Here is a 17,567-nt window from a genome sequence, read left to right as displayed (position 1 = left end):
GGAATGTCACATGCTTTTCTATTTTGTTCGGAGAATAGAAGGATTTGAATAGAACGTCCTCTATATAATGAAGGTATCAATTAAAGGGAGACGATTCCATATGAATATATTAGAGGCACATAAAATCCATAAATCATTTGGTAGCAAATTTAATCAGCAAGAGGTTCTAAAAGGCATTGATATTACTATTAAAACAGGAGAATTTGTTGGAATAATGGGCGCCTCCGGTTCAGGAAAAACGACTTTACTTAATGTATTATCTTCGATTGATAAAGTCAGCACAGGGACCATCATGATTAATAATACAGAGATGACAGCAATGAAGGAAAAGCAATTAGCTGAATTCCGCAAGCATCATCTTGGCTTCATCTTTCAGGAGTACAATTTATTAGATACCTTAACTGTTAAGGAAAATATACTTTTACCATTATCTATTAGCGGCTTATCCAAAAAAGAAGCTATAAAGAAGTTTGATGAGGTAGCTAAGGATCTTAGCATCCTGGACCTGAAGGATAAATACCCAAATGAACTCTCAGGCGGTCAAAAGCAGCGAACATCTGCAGCAAGAGCGTTTATCCATGAACCAAGTATTATTTTTGCCGATGAACCTACAGGTGCCCTTGATTCTAAATCAGCATCCGATCTGTTAAATAAACTAAGTGAATTAAACCAAAAGAGGAATGCAACGATTGTATTGGTTACACATGACCCTATAGCAGCCAGTTATTGCAATCGCGTTATTTTTATTAAGGATGGACAAATCTATACACAGCTAACTAAGGGCCAAGAAGATCGTGAATCCTTTTTCAGAGGAATTATTAAAACACAAGGAATCTTGGGTGGTGTTATGGATGAGCGTTAAAACACTCATATGGAGAAACCTCAAAAAAAATATAAACAACTATTATCTCTATGTATTTGCTTTAGTTTTCAGCGTTGCCCTTTACTTTTCATTTGTTACTCTGCAGTATGACCCCGCAATGGATGCTGCTAAAGGTTCGATAAAAGGAGGGGCTGCACTTCAAGTAGGATCTATTTTGCTCATTAGCATCGTACTTGTATTCCTGCTCTTTGCCAATAGTATTTTTATTAAAAGGCGGGGCAAAGAAATTGGTCTATTCCAGTTAATCGGTATGACGAAATCGAAAATATTCCGTATTTTAAATATGGAGAATGCGATTCTCTACTTTGGTTCATTGGTGGTAGGTATTTTTATTGGATTCTCCATTTCAAAGCTTATTATGCTTATACTAATTAAATTAACTGGTGTCGAGGATATAGCTGCTCTACGTTTTTCAGGAGAAGCGCTAATCCAAACTATTATTGTGTTCAGTGTGATCTATCTACTAATCATGTTATCAAATTATCTCTTCATTAAAAGACAAACTATATTATCATTATTTAGAGTAACTTCTTCCACTGAAGTAAAAGTCAAAAAAATATCTAAATTTGAAATCACAATTGGTATACTTGGTCTTTTTTTAATAGGATCTGGATACTATATTTCAACTAAACTTTTCGGTGAAGATTTATCTACTGGCGATGAGTTAATAGCAGCAATGTTATATATTCTTGGGGCTGTGATAGTTGGGACCTATTTGTTTTATAAAGGCTCTGTGACCTTTATTTTAAATAGTATTCGTAAAAAGAAAGATGGTTATTTAAATGTGTATGAGGTTCTCTCTCTCTCATCTATCATGTTTCGCTTGAAATCGAATGCTATGTTATTAACAATCATCACAACTGTTTCAGCACTTGCAATCGGTTTACTCTCCTTAAGCTATATTTCCTTCTATTCAGTAGAGAAAACAGCGAAGAATGATGTTCCAGCTAACTTCTCCTTTATGAATGAAAAAGATGCTGATCATTTTACAAGTGTCCTTCGTGAAAATGGCATTGCTTTTAAGGAGAAGAAAGTTGACGTTATTCAATCGAGAGTTAATATTGAGCAAATTATAGAAACCAGCCTTAATGTACTTGATCTTCGACTGAATTCTATGCCAATGCCTGTTATCAGTGAAAAGGCAATTGACGATGTTGAGTTATCTGCCCATGAGGCTTATTTCACCGGGTATAGCGACATGCTGAAAAATACGTTGGATTTTAAAGACACAGGTAACATCCAAATAACAGGTAACAACATAACGATTGACCAAAAATATACAGGCCTAAATAGGGATTATGTGATTTCCTGGAACTTTACCATCAGCGGTATACCTGCTGTAGTTGTGGATGAATCTACTTTTCAAAGATTAAAGGATGATATAGATCCAGCTATCCAGGATGCTGACTCACTCTATATTGGGATTGATATCACAGATAATGAACAGCTTCCAGAAGCAAATAGTCTATTCAACCAATTAGCTACTCAGGATGATACACATGAATCTCGTATTAACATGATCCAAGATAACAAAAAAAGAATGGGATTAACGATGTTTATTGTCGGATTTCTCGGTTTAACATTCCTTATTACATCGGGCTGCATTCTTTACTTTAAACAAATGGGTGAAAGTGAGGACGAAAAGTTAAACTTCTCTATCTTAAGAAAACTTGGATTTACCCAACAGGATCTTTTGAAGGGTGTTAAGCTAAAACAATTATTTAATTTTGGAATACCACTCATATTAGGTCTTTGTCATAGCTATTTTGCAGTTAAGTCAGGTTGGTTCCTATTTGGAATAGAGATTTGGACACCGATGTTACTAGTAATGGTGTTGTATACAGTATTCTATTCTATATTTGGAGTATTATCTGTTTCATATTATAAGAAAATCATAAAAGAATCGTTATAAAATTATTTATGGAGCTCTTGCTTTAAATAGCGGGAGCCTTCTTTTCATTTTGAAGAAAATAATTCGAGGAAAATTCTATAAATAGCGTGTTTTAATGATGGGAATTTAAATTTATGGTGCATACTCTAATTGCCTTTGTCTATTCATTTTAGATAAAGGCATTTAATGAAGTATACACCATTCCTAAAGTAGCAACTTTAGAGACAAATGTTATCACAATTGCTTTCATATTAGATCCTCCCTTGTTTCAATATTAGCCCAATATCGCATATGATTAATTACATTAAACAAATAATACAAGAGCCATTGTTACAAATTTAAGTCCAAATACAATTCCTAATCCTTTCATTCTGCCTTTCCTCCTATCTTTTTTTCTTTACGTTTGCATTCCTACAAAGAGCAAATATTACTACATACAATGTTCATTACATAAATAACATTAACGCCATTGTTACAGCTTTAAATCCAAATACAATCGCTAATGGTTTCATTCCTTCTCCTCCTATCTTTTTAATTACATATTGTCCTATTACATAAAAATTTGCATTGCTGTATAAACTAACAATAATGATCCCGCTTTAAGCGCAAAAGTTGATACTACATTTTTCAATTTCACAATCTCCTTTTCAAAAATAAGTGATCTTTCAAGTTGATTTCTCAACCTTACAGATACAGTATAGTCCAAAATGACTATAACAGTCCAGTGAAATTTTCAAAAAAAGTTTGTGAAATTATTCACTTATATTTTGTTAAGCACACCGTTTAATCTATTGGTATACATAGTTGTATACAAGTATTCATAGAAAAATATGATTGTGAAAGCAATGAAAACACTTCCAAAATCATGTGATTTATTTCACAAACTGTATTACTCTATAAAAATATAGACTATAACAGTTTTGTTATCTTGATAATTTTTTTCTAGATTTTATTCACAAACTTTTGTCTGTCTGCACCCAATTAATTCGACCTTCAATCTTCAATAAAAAAACCTAACCGAATGTTAGGTTTAAATGAATGAGGAATTTAATCCTTTAACATAATAAAGATCAACTCGAACAACTCGAATATTTGTTTAGGATCTTTACTTGTTATCTCCTTAATTTTATCCAGACGATATTGCAGCGTATTTCTATGAATATGTAACTCTTTTGATGTTAATGTCATATTGCCATTCTTATTAATATAGATCTGCAAGGTCTCCAGCAATTCCGGCGAAGAGATAAGAGAACCTTTAATATAGGAGTGATTAATAAACGAATCTATACCTATCTCGCTGATTCTGGATAAAAAGGATACATCCATATAATGAATAACTCTCTTTTGAAGATTTAATTTTTCACTAATTTGCATAGCACTGATTGCTTGATGATAGCTCTCAGAAATAGTGTCTACATGACTTCCAACACTGATCTTTATAGTCGAATTTTCATTAGTTAACAGGTCAGCCAAGGGTTTGACTCCGCTATTATCCTGTAGCAGGATGATGGAATGCTCATCTTCCTCAAAAACAGGATAATTGATTCTTTTAGGACTTGGCTTTGGCTTTGCAATCAGGACAGATGTTTTTCTTGTCAGATCAAGCTGATAATTCAGGGCTTCCCTTTTTATTTCATCTGAGTATTGGTACTTCGTTTCTACTAATAACTTAAGAAACGCGGACTTCTTTTTACTAATCTCCTCCATACTCTTCAACGCGATTTCTTGTTCAATTAACAGAGAGACTGTGGTTTTGACTAGTTTGCAAAAAGGGATTACCTCACCCGGCTCGCCACTAATCCCAATAACACCTACCATCTTTTGATTAATGACAATCGGTTCATTTGTACCCTTTTTTTCGTACCTATTATCCTCTGTTATTGTAATCATCCTGCCTAAACGTAGGGCTTGGACTGCTCCAGTATGAAAGGTTCCGATTCTGTCCTTACTCCCGCTGCCGATAATGATGCCCTTTTCGTTCATAATATTGATATTATATGGAATATCCGCCATCATTTTATCGACAATATGTTGCGCCTGTTTATTAGTTAACTGATACATGGTGAACAAAACCTTTCTTTATTTCTGTACCGCCTTATCTTATGATCCGTAAATCTTCTCCTATATTTCCATTATAAACTAACAAACCTCTCATCACTTTCTTTGTGCGTTTGCACAAAGAAAATCATCTATCCATCAATAGAATTGTAACCGCTACCAAACTATAATAAGACGTATTCCACACTACTTAGGAGGTTACAAGATGGACGGGATTATGATTAGTTGGATTGGGGCTTTAGCTGGTCTGGCAATAGCCATTATCTTAATCTTAAAAAAGCTGAACCCGCTGTATGCTCTATTTTTAGGAGCCATACTCGGATGTTTAATAGGTGGAGCTAACCTTGAGGAAACAATCAATATACTTGTTGGCGGCACTCAAAGTGTTATGGGGACTGTTATTCGTGTTCTTGCCGCTGGAGTTTTGGCTGGTGTCATGATGGAATCCGGGGCTGCAGAAACAATCGCCCAATCTATTGTTTCTAAATTAGGGGAAAAGAAGGCTCTCATTGCATTAGCTCTTGCCACCATGATTATTACAGCGGTTGGGGTATTTATCCCTGTAGCTGTCCTGATTGTAGCGCCTATCGCTTTATCAATTGGTAATAAAATGGGCATTTCAAAAATTGCTCTATTATTAGCACTATCCGGAGGAGGAAAAGCGGGTAACATCATCTCGCCAAACCCGAATACAATTGCAGCAGCCCGAGGGTTTGATTTAGAACTTAGCGATGTAATGATTGCAGGTCTTATCCCAGCAATTTTCGGCTTAATCGCAACTGTTCTCATCGCCACTTTAATCAAAAATAAAGGCGAAAAAGTTTCAGATAATGAGGTTGTGGATCTTGATCATGGTTCAGCTAACTATCCTCCACTGAATAAAGCAATCGTAGCTCCATTAGTAGCCATTATCTTATTAATGATTAATCCAATCGGTTCAATTTTAAATATAGAGGCCTTATCCAGCTTTAAAGTAGATGCTATGTACATTCTCCCCCTTGCAGGTATCATTGGAACAATAGCTATGGGGAAATCAAAAAATTTATTGAAATATACAGCATCAGGCTTGGATAGAATGACAGTAACTGTGTTAATTCTAATTGGTGCAGGTGCCATCGGAGGATTAATTTCTCAATCCAATCTATCCGCACAGGTTGTTTCATTAATTGAAGCTACCGGTATCTCTGGTACATTCCTGGCACCTATAGCAGGTATTTTAATGGCAGCAGCCACTGCCTCTACATCTACTGGCGTTATTATTGCCACAGGATCATTCAGCGAAGCTATTTTAGACATGGGAGTTGCACCACTTGCCGCTTCAGTTATGGTTCACTCAGGTGCAACAGTAATTGATTCATTACCGCACGGAAATTATTTTCATGTTACAGCGCAAAGCATGAACATGTCCATTAAACAAAGGATGTCCGTAGTCGGCTACGAAGCAATTGTCGGTGCAACCATGACGATTGTAGCCACCATTTTATTCGGATTTATTTTATAACAGGAGGGGTTACAATGAGCAAAACGTTTGTACTTGCACCAGATTCTTTTAAGGAAAGCATGACAGCAAAAGAGGTATGCATTGCAATGGAAGCAGGTATTAAAAAGGTCTATCCAGATGCAGATTTTATCCATGTTCCGATGGCAGATGGCGGAGAAGGTACTGTCCAGTCACTCATTGATGCAACAGGCGGCACTCTCTATTCATTAGACGTTACAGGTCCACTCGGCAACCCCGTAACTGCTCGATATGGAATTATGGGGGATCATGAAACCGCAGTTATTGAAATGGCAGAAGCCAGCGGTATTCACTATGTCACCCAAGAAAGAAAAAATCCACTCATTACTACTACATATGGTACAGGTGAATTGATTCGCGCCTGTTTAGATAAAGGGATTAAAAAAATCATCATTGGAATTGGCGGCAGTGCTACTAATGACGGAGGAACAGGTATGGCTGAGGCGCTGGGTGTTCAGTTTCTTGATAAAGAAGGAAACCATATCCCTAGAGGAGGTGGCTACTTAAATCAATTGCATACAATTGATACGTCTAAAATAGATACACGTCTAGCTGATGTAACCATGATAGTTGCCTGTGATGTAACGAACCCTTTATGCGGCGAAACTGGAGCATCTCATGTTTTCGGGCCTCAAAAAGGCGCCACACCTGAAATGGTTAAACAGCTAGATCAGAATCTAGCGCATTATGCTGACATGGTAGAGCAGCAATTAGGACAAGCTGTTCGGAACACCCCAGGCTCTGGAGCTGCTGGTGGCCTGGGTGCTGGCTTACTCCTGTTTACAAATGCCACTCTTCAAAAAGGGATTGACATTGTAATCGAATTCAGTGGGTTACGAGAAAAACTTAAGAACGCTGACTACGTGTTCACAGGCGAGGGCGGCATTGACTATCAAACGCAATTTGGCAAAACACCTTATGGGGTCGCGCAAGCTGCAAAAGAACTTGACAAAAAAGTAATAGCAGTTGCCGGATACATTGGGGAAGGTATTGAAGAGCTTTACGACAAAGGAATCGATGCCATCTTCGGAATCATCCCAGAACTCGCACCCCTAGACCAAACCCTAAAAAACGGCCCTAAAAACATAGAAAGAACCTGTGAGAATATTGCAAGAGTGCTGAAGGGCCTTGATCAGGAGTAAGGAGCATAAGACAGAGGCTCGGAGGGGATGTTCTTCCCCCGCAGAGGCTATGCTTATGTCCCGAACTCCTAGGCCCTGAAGCCAGACTACTTAGAGTGCTGAAGGGCCTCTAAGTACGGAACGAAGACTAAAAACGCCACGTCCTGTGGCAACGTCTTCATGACCTACATCCTGTAGGCCCGCGAAAAGCATAAGACGAATACTCGAAGGGAGGGTTCTTCTCCCGTAGATTTTTGCTTATGACTCGAGCTCCTAGGCCCTGAAGCCGGACTACTTAGAGTGCTGAAGGGCCTCTAATAAAGGAACAAAGACTAAAAACGCCACGTCCTAATACACCTTCAAAAGACCTTTAGAACCCTCATCTCGGAAGCCTCCGACAACCATTTCTATGCGGTTAGGAACCTATGTCAAATCTGAAAGACTTTAGTGTATTTCCTAACATTACAAATAATAAAAGAGGCTGGGACATAAGTATTTCAGTCAATGATAAATCCGAACTATTAGGTGATATTTTAATAAATATTTCGCCTAATAGTTCGGATTTTTATTTGTTTTCAATAGATTAGTTAGTTCTATATACCATTATTAAACTTAGTGGAATGGAGCGGAAGCCACCGACTCCTGCGGGAAGTAGAGGAAAGACTGAGACCTGAGCAAGGCGCAGCCTAGGAGGCTAAAGCCCTCCTCCCCGCGGAAAGCGAGTGGAGTAAGCGCGCAATGAAACGAACTTTTCTTCCAACTTAACTCTTTAATAAGTAACAAAGTCGATAAATTAGATATCGTTCGTCTTTTCAGGAACGTTTATAAGTTATTGTTCCAATCTTCTTTTTTAGTCCTTATAATCCTCTTATCCCTTTTGATAGTCTCCGCATATTCTATTTTATGAAATACCAAACCAAATTCTCATGTCTTCTCCAAAATAACCGATTACTTTGACATCCATTATACCTATATTTAATTATGCACTGAGTAATGATAACTAGTTTTTTAACCTGAACCAATATAATTAATAGTAGTATTTAACTGTTATCCTAGATACCTATCCATATACCACTTTAAATTTGATATATTTGTAAGCGGAGCCTAAAACTCTCAAAAAAATACAAAGGATAGGTGCCTCGTATGAAACTATGGAGTAGTATTAAAGGTCGGATCTTTTTAACAAGTACAATGGCAATCAGCTTGGCAGCAACATCATTTATGACAAGTGAAGCAGAAGCCACCAATCACAAGCATCATAAGCCTAAGGGACAATCACAAGTAGAACTCCGTATTATGGAAACGACAGATATTCATACTAATCTTTTAAGCTATGATTATTATAAAGATAGCTCCGCCCCTAACATAGGTTTAGCTAAAACAGCTACTCTCGTAAAAAAGGCACGTTCAGAAGTAAAAAATTCTGTATTAGTTGATAATGGCGATTTAATTCAAGGGACACCTCTTGGCACATATAAAGCTAAAATCGATCCGTTAGAAAGAAGAGAAACACATCCAGCCATAAAGGCTATGAATATCATGGATTATGATATAGCGACTCTTGGAAACCACGAGTTTAACTATGGGTTGAAATATCTGAACGAAGTATATAATGACGCTGATTTTCCTGTCATTAATGCAAACGTATACATTGATGATCAGGATAACAATCCACGCAATGATGTACATAAATTCCAGCCCTATAAAATCGTCAATAAAAAAGTTAAAGACCAATCCGGAAAAACCAAAATCATCAAGATTGGCTATATCGGGTTTGTTCCACCACAAATCAACGAATGGGACAAGGCCCATCTTGATGGAAAGGTCATTACAAAGGATGTTGTAGCAACTGCTAAAAAATACATTCCTGTCCTAGAGAAAAAAGGTGCGGATGTAATTGTTGCTATGGCTCACTCCGGTTTTAATGGGAATCTCGATAATACAGAGGATACCGTATATGCTTTAAGCAAAGTACCTGGTATTGATGCTCTCACTTTTTCACACACACATAAAGTATTCCCAGCTAAAACCGTTACTGAATTAGATGCTTTATTCAAAGATTCTGCAGGAAATCCTCTTCCTGGTGTTGATAATACTAAAGGAACCATTAATGGCGTACCTGCTGTTCAGGCAGGGTATGGTGGCGCTGCACTTGGAATTATTGATTTGACATTAAAACAAGTAAAAGGTGAGTGGGAAGTATCCAAATCTCAATCCTCCACAAGGAGTGTTGACGAGTCTGTACAACCTGATAAATCGATTGTTCGTGCTGTTCAAAAGGATCACGAAGGTACGTTGAAATATATTGATACTCCTATCGGTACTACAACTGATGATATTTACAGCTACTTCGCACTGGTTCAGGACGATCCATCTGTTCAGGTCGTTACGAATGCACAAAAATGGTATGCAGAAAAGTACATTGAATTAAATAAACCGGAATTAAAGGATTTGCCTATATTGTCTGTTGGTGCTCCGTTTAAAGCTGGCCGAAACGGTGTTGATGAGTTCACCGATATTAAAAAGGGCGATTTAACCATTCGAAGCGCCGGTGATTTATATCTCTACGACAATACATTGAAAGCCGTTAAAATCAAAGGCTCCGTAGTAAAAGAATGGATTGAAATGTCGGCAGGTAAGTTTAATATGATAGACCCTGCCAAAGAAAGTGAACAAGAACTATTGAACCCTTCCTTTGCAGTATATAATTTTGATGTCATCGATGGTGTCAATTATCAAATTGATGTGACGAAGGCTCCAAAATATGCACCAAACGGTACTCTTATAAACCCAGAATCAAGCCGAGTAATTAATCTGGAGTACAATGGAAGTCCAATTGATCCAGATCAGGAATTTATCGTTGTGACAAACAACTATCGTGCCGGTGGCGGAGGTAACTTCCCTGGATTAAAAGGCAGTGAACTGGTCATTGATTCAGCAGATGAAAACCGCCAAGTTCTAATGGATTACATTTCTGAAGTAAAAGAAATCACACCAACTGCTGACCGCAACTGGTCTATTGCTCCAATATCAGGAAATGCGAATGTCACATTTACAACTTCACCAAAGGCAGAAGAGTATATTACAGATGAAACACCATTCACGTACACAGGAAAAACAGACTCTAAAGGCTTCGGAATCTTCAATATCAATCTAAATCGTGGAGTCAATGTTCAGTTACTGGGATTAAATGATTTACACGGACAGTTAGATACTGTCACTACTGTTGGAGATTTACCAACAGGACCTATTTCATATACAGCGGCAGCATTAAAGAAGGAAGAAGCTACAAATCCCAATACATTTCTAGTGCATGCCGGGGATATGATTGGAGGAAGTCCGTTAGTCTCCGCTTTATTCCAGGACGAGCCTACCGTTGAAATATTAGAAGCAATCGGATTTGATGTCGGAACATTTGGCAACCATGAGTTTGATGAGGGCATTGATGAACTAAAGCGTATGATGAATGGCGGCGACCATCCTAAAGGCAACGCTGACTATGACGGAATGAACTTTCCATTAGTAGCTGCCAATGCTTTTGACACTAGAGATGGGAATTTAATCACCCAGCCCTATACAGTTTTAGAAGCTGAGGGCGAAAAAATTGGTGTTATTGGCGTTGTAACTCAGGAAACGCCTACTATGATCGTAACAAAAGGAAATGAATCATTAAAAATCACAGATGAAGTAGCTGCCATCAACAAATATACAGATGAACTTAAGAAACAAGGAATTGAGGCTATTATCGTGCTAGCCCATAATCCCGCAACGCAAACTGGCTATACCGATTCCTTCGATGCAAGCCGGATTGCAGAGCAGATTAATGATGAAGTCGATGTGATTTTTGCGGCACATAACCATGTAAACGTGAACCGTGTTGTTGATGAAAAATTAATTGTTCAAGCTTACTCCTATGGAAATGCTTTTTCTGATGTAGATATCACCATTGACCCACTAACAGGTGATATCGTCAGCAAAACAGGGGAAATAAACACCGTTTACCAAAAGGACTATGCTCCAGATTCAGAAGTCTCATCTATTCTAAAAAAATACTCTGATCGCGTAGAACCCATTAAGGCGCAAATAATAGGCAATAATACGGCTTCTCTTGAAAAAAGCTATCCAACTACAGCAAGAGAATTCAGTGATATTGCCCTCGGTAATTTAATTGCAGATGGTATGAAGGCAGCCATGGATTCAGATTTCGCCTTAATGAATGGTGGCGGTGTACGCTCTCCATTAGACACAGGCGAGGTGACATTTGGAGATTTATTCGCCATCCAGCCCTTTGGTAACGTATTAAACAAAGTAAAGCTTAGCGGAGCTGATTTAGAAGTTATTTTAAATGAACAAATCACCGCAAGAGGTTTAGATTACCACGTGTCCGGTTTTAAATATACGTACACATATGACGACCAAGCGAAAACTGGTAAAGTAGTCGATATCCTTTTACCGGATGGCAGTAAAGTCGATCCGAATAAAGAATACACAGCCGTAATCAACAACTATATGTATGGAAATATCAGTACGAGCTTTGGTAAGCTATCAACAGATATGGAAGTCGGACCAGTTGATATAGATGCAACTGTTGAGTTTGTAAAAACCTTGCCTTCCCCGTTTGAGTATAAGGCAGAGGGTAGAATTCAAAAAATAGATTAACAAGTGATTAAAGGACTGCCAATTTCATAATAGGCAGTCCTTTCTTAGTTTTACTTATTAAATAAACTTAAATATTGACCGTATCCCTTTTCCTCTAACTGATCTAGAGGGATAAATCGGAGGGCGGCGGAGTTAATACAATAACGTGCTCGATCCGGGCCTGGCCCATCATCAAAAACATGCCCCAGATGAGAGTCTGATGTTTTGGACCTTACTTCAATTCTTCGCATCCCATATGAAGTATCAAGCTTTTCTTCCATTTCATGTCGCTGTATTGGTTTCGTAAAACTCGGCCAGCCACAGCCGGCATCATATTGGTCAAGTGAACTAAATAAAGGTTCACCCGAAATGATATCTACATAGATTCCCTCTTCCTTATTGTCCCAATATTCATTTTGAAATGGTGGCTCTGTTGCATTATTCCTTGTCACCTCGTATTGGAGCGGTGTTAATTCCGCTCGAAGCTGCTCATCACTTTTTGTATTCTTCCAATTATCTCTTATAAAACGAGCACGGCCAGATCCCTCTTTATAAAGATTATAGTGAAAAGGATTCTTCTTATAATAATGCTGGTGCTTCTCTTCCGCTCTGTAAAACGGACCAGCCGGGAGTATCTTCGTTACAATTTCCTTCTGAAATCGTCCACTGTTGGCTAGTTCCTTCTTAGAATCCTCGGCTAAACGATGCTGCTCTTCATTATGATAAAAAATGGCTGTTCGATAAGAATCGCCCCGATCATTAAATTGCCCTCCGGCATCTGTCGGGTCAATTTGCTGCCAATATTGTTTAAGCAATGTTTCATATGACATTTTTTCAGGGTCATAAGTAATTTGAACAGCTTCATAATGGCCTGTTGTATCACTGCAAACCTCTTCATATGTTGGATTCTCCGTATGTCCACCCGTATAACCGGATACGACTTTTATAATTCCCGGCTGCTCGTCAAATGGTGATACCATACACCAAAAACAGCCGCCCGCAAATGTTGCCAGTTCCAATTGATGATCCATTCAGTATACACCCCACTATCATTATTTTGGGTAATCAACCCTACTATCTTTTCCAACCCTACTTCTATCGTATTCAAACTCATATGCGTATTTATATAAACAATAAAAATGATTCCTACTATGTATCTTATCCCTCAAGTAAAAAGGCTGCTCTAAATGGTTTTATATTAAGGCAATAATAAAGGCAGTGCAAACAAAAGGTCTCATTACCCTTTGTTTAACACTGCCCCTTTAATTCATTTATTTTTTAAATGTACCAGGCATAACGACTGCTTCGACAATTCCCCTGGCACAAAGTATTTCATCAGCATAAACCTCTGTTTCCACTTTCCACTTTTTCGGGTGGATTTCAGTTAAAGAACCGATTGCAATTAATGGGACTCCCTCAGGTGTCGGTTTCATAAAATCAACATGTAATGAAGCAGTTACGAATCGAGGTGGAATTGCATCATCTCCCACATCAAATCCGTTTTTTCGATGGAGAGCCAGAGAGGCAGAGCCAGTCCCATGGCAATCAATTAAGGATGCAATGACTCCTCCATAGACAAACCCTGGTATTGCCATGTGATCAGATTTTGGCTCATATACGGTTTTAGTCTTATTACCATCCCAGCCAGTTCGAAAATGATGTCCATCTTTATTCAGTCGCCCACAGCCATAGCACCAAGCAAAATCATCTGGATAAATATCCTGGATTGCTTTTTCAATCATCTTTATCACCAAATCACTCCTTACTAAAATGAGTAGCTAAAGATTTTTTCAATTCAATATGCATATAAATCTGAGCACATTATCCTTTGGTTGGGTTAATGGCTGCAGGTGCAACTTCTTTTTGTCATAATTATGAACCAGTCTTTTCGGATTCAATCCACATCTTCTGTTCTTCTTCCTCTACGATTCTACTTTTTTGTTGCTTTTTTAAATTAATATAGCCAATTGCTGTGACAGTGAACGCACCGAGAGCATCTACAATAATATCTCCCATCGTATCCATTACAGCGTCTCGCCCAATCAAGACAACTCCCTCTCCTGTAATGAATTTTTGCATGTTTGTTCCTAAGACACCATCAGCAAGAAACTCATAAATTTCCCAAACGGTTCCACAGGTTATTGCAAAACAAAAGGCGAATAGAGCCACAAAAAAGGGACTTAAATCAATTGTTTTCTTGGTATTGTTAAGGAAATTCACAATAATGAATCCTAACGCTCCCAGCATAGCTGCACTAAAGCAATGTAGAATTAAATCCCAGTAAGGAACTTTATAATAAAAGTTTCGAACCTCACCAAGATAGATCGCACAAAATAAAAAGATAAAATACATAATTTCCATGATATCCGGTATATCAATGCGGAAGCGATGTTCAAGTTGGGATGGCAGGAAAATAACTATACACCCTGTTAAACATTGCAAAATCATTAATACATAGTCACTTTTCACACGTTCATATTCATTTTGGGCAACGCCTGATGGGGCATTAATTAACATATAAATAGCATAAATGACTGATATCGCGAGTAATAGCAGAACTACTCTAAAGGTCCAGTTTTTCCTTTTTTCATATTTTATGTATTCCACTTTAACCCCTCCTCTCTCTTATTTTACCTTTATTGCCCTACTTATTGGTATGGCAATTGGATACATTGCTATAAAAGAAGAATTTTAATAGGATTACATAGTTTAGTAACTAAAGAGCTATCGGCTTAACTAGTTGTATGTTACACTTTCCCTTATTGGGTAATAATACCAAAATATCAGATATCTATGGCGGTGAACAGATGAGGCTTCCTAATGGGATAACCGGATTCTTCGATTCAGCAGATAATCAACTGTCACCAATGGACGAAAGGCAGTTCAAGCAGCTCTGTTATTCTATTGTCAATTATAATGGCGGAACGCTTAATGAATGGAGAGATCCTGCATATCCGACGAGTTTTTATTATGCACACCTATCATTTAATAATGAGGAATTACATATTTTACTGAATAAGTATTATCCCTTGCTTGCTTTTGCCTCAAGTGTTGAGTATGAATCCATTGAATTCATTGATCTCCCTCATCTTGTCGAGACATTTTCCTCTTTTTATAAAGTACTGCATACAAGTGAGCTGAACCAACCTGTCATTATTAAAAATCATTTAAAGCATGATTTTTTACAAAATGATCATGATTTAACTTTCGCTGAATTAGAGCAAATTAAGTATTGGAAACCTAATTTAGTTGGAGAGATTATTTTTAACTATTGGGATTAGGAAACCAAGGGCCCCTATTATAGGGCCCTCCTTGGATGATCGTAAAGGTAAAACAAGCAATCTATCAATCACCTATACCAACAGGCAAGTAATAGGATAGATTATTGGTAATCATTCCGCCAACCCTGTAGCCGAAGGCAGATGATTTTCCATTAAGCAGGAAGCTTCCCAAGAGCAACCGGCCTTCCTGAAGCCCCTTTTCACTTTGATATTGTACAGTTGGCTGTTCCATATAAAGTTGATAAACTGAGGTGTATTCAGAATATGACTTTTGGCTATCTGCGTACATTAATCGGCCATCTTCACTAAAGATTTCAACTGTGTCACCCTCACGCCCAAAGGCTGGTTTTTTCACATAGGGCAGTTGATTTTTCAAAAAGGGCTCGGCTTCAAGGTATGTCGGCAGAAAATAATCCTCTACCCACTTATGTTCCTCCTCCGTAAAAAAGGGATGCCTCTCTTCATGCAATCCCCAAATGACAGCCTGAACTGCTTTATTTTGCAGTAAAAATGCCGATGGAGGATTCAGGATGGATAGCTTCCCCTCTTCCACTAACTCCAGCAACCATAAGCCAATTGTATTCCCATCTTTGTCCTGATCCATAATAATATTTTCAATCGGAAAAGTCTGCCGATAAAGGATATCAATCCTGACTCCATTCTCATCGAATAAGCCTACGCCTCTTTGAATTTGCAGCTTATGCAAGGGAGTGAATTTGGATGATGGAACAGCCTTTTTAAGATACTGAACGGTTTCTCTGTCCTCAATATGATCCTCATGAGCCGTAAATACGATATGCGGAGCTTTCCCCTTACTGACTTGCTGGATACTATCCTGAACTGCCCTATACAACTGCACCTCCAAGCCATCATTTGGATTCCCTGCCCCAAACTCTTTGCAGATACGTCCATTTATATGAAATAATTCTTTTATAAATGTGGGAGTATCTGAATTAATCTCGATACACTTATAACCACCTCCATATGGAATTAGATCCAGGCGCGCAATCACACTTTCAGCCGGGTGAACTTTAAGTCTTAAAAAAGAAATGGTCTCTTCTGGATAACCCATCTCAAGAAAAGTTTCATATGGAACTTTACGTAATAGCGAAGCCATTTTTGAGTATACCCTGCCAATTCGTTCAGTAGCTAGGCGTATATGTGCTGCCTCTTGCCTGCCTATCAGCTTCATATCATATAAGGCATATTCCTCACCATAAAGATTAGCCCAAAAGCCCTCTATATGATCATAAAATTTGCTTCTTCTTTCATGGTACTTATCCATCAACATCATCTAACTCCTTAACATAAATCACATAAACACCCCGGTCTTCATCAATCTCAGTGGACGTCACTAACATCTGTCCGGCGCCCGGTACATCAACTACATCCTTCAAGAGATAGCGGAGTACTTCATAATGATTCTCGTAAGGAGTGCAAGAAAGCAGCCGATAGTTTTCCCGTAATTCATGGTTTCGAAATTCAATATGAATCCCTTGACCACGGTAGTTTTTTTCTTTCTCCCCCTGCAAATTCCTCCCTGTTTCCTTAACCACAAGGATTTCCTCTTCAGCAGACATTTCATTCGATATTAGCTCATATTGTGTTCCTCTTACAATAAAATACGTACAAAGCTGTCTGGCATAGCACTCATCCACCCCAACAGTTGGGAGATTGTATTGATAAAAGGGCTCAAACCGCTCATTTCCTTTATCTAAATAATACGTTAATTGCTTCACTCCACTTACCTGCCTTATTTAATAGGATAGACATTTCGCTAAAATTAACCCCACAGCCAGTGACAACGAGACTAACATGATTCCAACAGCATGATTATCTTCCTCGATTGCTTGATGAATGCTAAACCTTATCGTAAGAACCTCGGCAAGCAAGAACACAACAATCTGTGAGACAATCCCGATAACTCCCCATATCACCATATCTCTAAGTGATACGGAATATTCAATTGCTGCCCCAAGTACGATTGAGAGCCCAACGATCTTACCGCCGAGTGACATGGCTGCTGTAGAGTTCTTCTCAGAAATCAGCTTGAATTCCCTCAGCTTTGGCGTACTTATAGTAAATAAAGCAATCCCTGCAGCAAGCAATAACAAGGCTACTCCTAAATATGAAAGAAAATTAAGATATAAATTCATATAAATCCTCCTTTTTCAAA

13 protein-coding genes are annotated in these 17,567 nt (G+C 38.1%); 6 read left to right on the top strand and 7 right to left on the bottom strand.

The window, feature by feature from the left end; genetic code table 11:
* The first annotated feature begins 100 nt into the window (after positions 1–100).
* The gene (locus FHY47_RS09635; protein ID WP_148630348.1) at positions 101–862 is read left to right on the top strand and encodes an ABC transporter ATP-binding protein; all 762 of its coding nucleotides are present in this window, start codon (positions 101–103) and stop codon (positions 860–862) included.
* Positions 852–2,795, top strand: coding sequence for an ABC transporter permease (locus FHY47_RS09630; protein ID WP_066109599.1), 1,944 nt, complete (start codon positions 852–854; stop codon positions 2,793–2,795). The genes FHY47_RS09635 and FHY47_RS09630 overlap by 11 nt, the downstream gene beginning before the upstream one ends.
* A 1,026-nt stretch (positions 2,796–3,821) precedes the next feature.
* Here the strand turns inward: FHY47_RS09630 and FHY47_RS09625 are convergent.
* Positions 3,822–4,835, bottom strand: coding sequence for a CdaR family transcriptional regulator (locus FHY47_RS09625; protein WP_066109602.1), 1,014 nt, complete (start codon positions 4,833–4,835; stop codon positions 3,822–3,824).
* Positions 4,836–5,037: 202 nt separating this feature from the next.
* On the opposite strand from FHY47_RS09625, the gene FHY47_RS09620 reads away from it, so the two are divergent.
* From FHY47_RS09620 to FHY47_RS09610, 3 genes are all read left to right on the top strand, one after another.
* On the top strand, positions 5,038–6,333 hold the full coding sequence (locus FHY47_RS09620) for a GntP family permease (RefSeq protein ID WP_066109605.1): 1,296 nt from the start codon (positions 5,038–5,040) through the stop codon (positions 6,331–6,333).
* Positions 6,334–6,347: 14 nt separating this feature from the next.
* On the top strand, positions 6,348–7,493 hold the full coding sequence (locus FHY47_RS09615) for a glycerate kinase (RefSeq protein WP_148630346.1): 1,146 nt from the start codon (positions 6,348–6,350) through the stop codon (positions 7,491–7,493).
* Positions 7,494–8,615: 1,122 nt separating this feature from the next.
* Positions 8,616–12,131 carry a bifunctional 2',3'-cyclic-nucleotide 2'-phosphodiesterase/3'-nucleotidase gene (locus FHY47_RS09610; RefSeq protein ID WP_148630344.1) on the top strand — a complete coding sequence of 1,172 codons (3,516 nt, stop codon included), beginning with the start codon at positions 8,616–8,618 and terminating at the stop codon, positions 12,129–12,131.
* A 50-nt stretch (positions 12,132–12,181) separates the two neighbouring features.
* On the opposite strand, the gene msrA is transcribed toward FHY47_RS09610, so the two are convergent.
* The 3 genes from msrA to FHY47_RS09595 form a co-directional block, all read right to left on the bottom strand.
* A complete protein-coding gene (msrA, locus tag FHY47_RS09605; protein WP_066109614.1) occupies positions 12,182–13,141 on the bottom strand; it encodes a peptide-methionine (S)-S-oxide reductase MsrA in 960 nt (319 codons plus the stop codon).
* A gap of 240 nt (positions 13,142–13,381) precedes the next feature.
* Entirely contained in the window at positions 13,382–13,852 is a 471-nt protein-coding gene (locus tag FHY47_RS09600) for a PaaI family thioesterase (RefSeq protein ID WP_148630764.1), read from the bottom strand.
* 130 nt (positions 13,853–13,982) lie between these two features.
* Positions 13,983–14,717 carry a DUF2238 domain-containing protein gene (locus tag FHY47_RS09595; RefSeq protein WP_066109620.1) on the bottom strand — a complete coding sequence of 245 codons (735 nt, stop codon included), beginning with the start codon at positions 14,715–14,717 and terminating at the stop codon, positions 13,983–13,985.
* Positions 14,718–14,872: 155 nt separating this feature from the next.
* On the opposite strand from FHY47_RS09595, the gene FHY47_RS09590 reads away from it, so the two are divergent.
* On the top strand, positions 14,873–15,391 hold the full coding sequence (locus FHY47_RS09590) for a hypothetical protein (protein WP_262365994.1): 519 nt from the start codon (positions 14,873–14,875) through the stop codon (positions 15,389–15,391).
* 64 nt (positions 15,392–15,455) lie between these two features.
* Here the strand turns inward: FHY47_RS09590 and FHY47_RS09585 are convergent, their stop codons facing one another.
* The 3 genes from FHY47_RS09585 to FHY47_RS09575 are packed head-to-tail and all read right to left on the bottom strand — an operon-like array spanning position 15,456 to position 17,547.
* Positions 15,456–16,676, bottom strand: coding sequence for a glutathionylspermidine synthase family protein (locus FHY47_RS09585; RefSeq protein WP_148630759.1), 1,221 nt, complete (start codon positions 16,674–16,676; stop codon positions 15,456–15,458).
* On the bottom strand, positions 16,669–17,130 hold the full coding sequence (locus FHY47_RS09580) for an RNA helicase (RefSeq protein ID WP_066109622.1): 462 nt from the start codon (positions 17,128–17,130) through the stop codon (positions 16,669–16,671). Before FHY47_RS09580 ends, FHY47_RS09585 begins: the two co-directional genes overlap by 8 nt.
* 18 nt (positions 17,131–17,148) lie before the next feature.
* A complete protein-coding gene (locus FHY47_RS09575) occupies positions 17,149–17,547 on the bottom strand; it encodes a DUF350 domain-containing protein (protein ID WP_066109625.1) in 399 nt (132 codons plus the stop codon).
* Positions 17,548–17,567 lie beyond the last annotated feature (20 nt).

The organism is Bacillus sp. E214, from assembly GCF_008087365.1.
In the GTDB taxonomy this organism is placed as follows: domain Bacteria; phylum Bacillota; class Bacilli; order Bacillales; family Pradoshiaceae; genus Pradoshia.
Note: the sequence above shows the minus strand (reverse complement) of the source record. Positions and strands in the feature narration are given on the sequence as shown.

Coding starts and splice junctions, on each gene's coding strand:
- FHY47_RS09635 (WP_148630348.1), top strand. CDS start 101: ATGAATATATTAGAGGCACATAAAATCCATAAATCATTTGGTAGCAAA.
- FHY47_RS09630 (WP_066109599.1), top strand. CDS start 852: ATGAGCGTTAAAACACTCATATGGAGAAACCTCAAAAAAAATATAAAC.
- FHY47_RS09625 (WP_066109602.1), bottom strand. CDS start 4,835: ATGTATCAGTTAACTAATAAACAGGCGCAACATATTGTCGATAAAATG.
- FHY47_RS09620 (WP_066109605.1), top strand. CDS start 5,038: ATGGACGGGATTATGATTAGTTGGATTGGGGCTTTAGCTGGTCTGGCA.
- FHY47_RS09615 (WP_148630346.1), top strand. CDS start 6,348: ATGAGCAAAACGTTTGTACTTGCACCAGATTCTTTTAAGGAAAGCATG.
- FHY47_RS09610 (WP_148630344.1), top strand. CDS start 8,616: ATGAAACTATGGAGTAGTATTAAAGGTCGGATCTTTTTAACAAGTACA.
- msrA (WP_066109614.1), bottom strand. CDS start 13,141: ATGGATCATCAATTGGAACTGGCAACATTTGCGGGCGGCTGTTTTTGG.
- FHY47_RS09600 (WP_148630764.1), bottom strand. CDS start 13,852: ATGATTGAAAAAGCAATCCAGGATATTTATCCAGATGATTTTGCTTGG.
- FHY47_RS09585 (WP_148630759.1), bottom strand. CDS start 16,676: ATGGATAAGTACCATGAAAGAAGAAGCAAATTTTATGATCATATAGAG.
- FHY47_RS09575 (WP_066109625.1), bottom strand. CDS start 17,547: ATGAATTTATATCTTAATTTTCTTTCATATTTAGGAGTAGCCTTGTTA.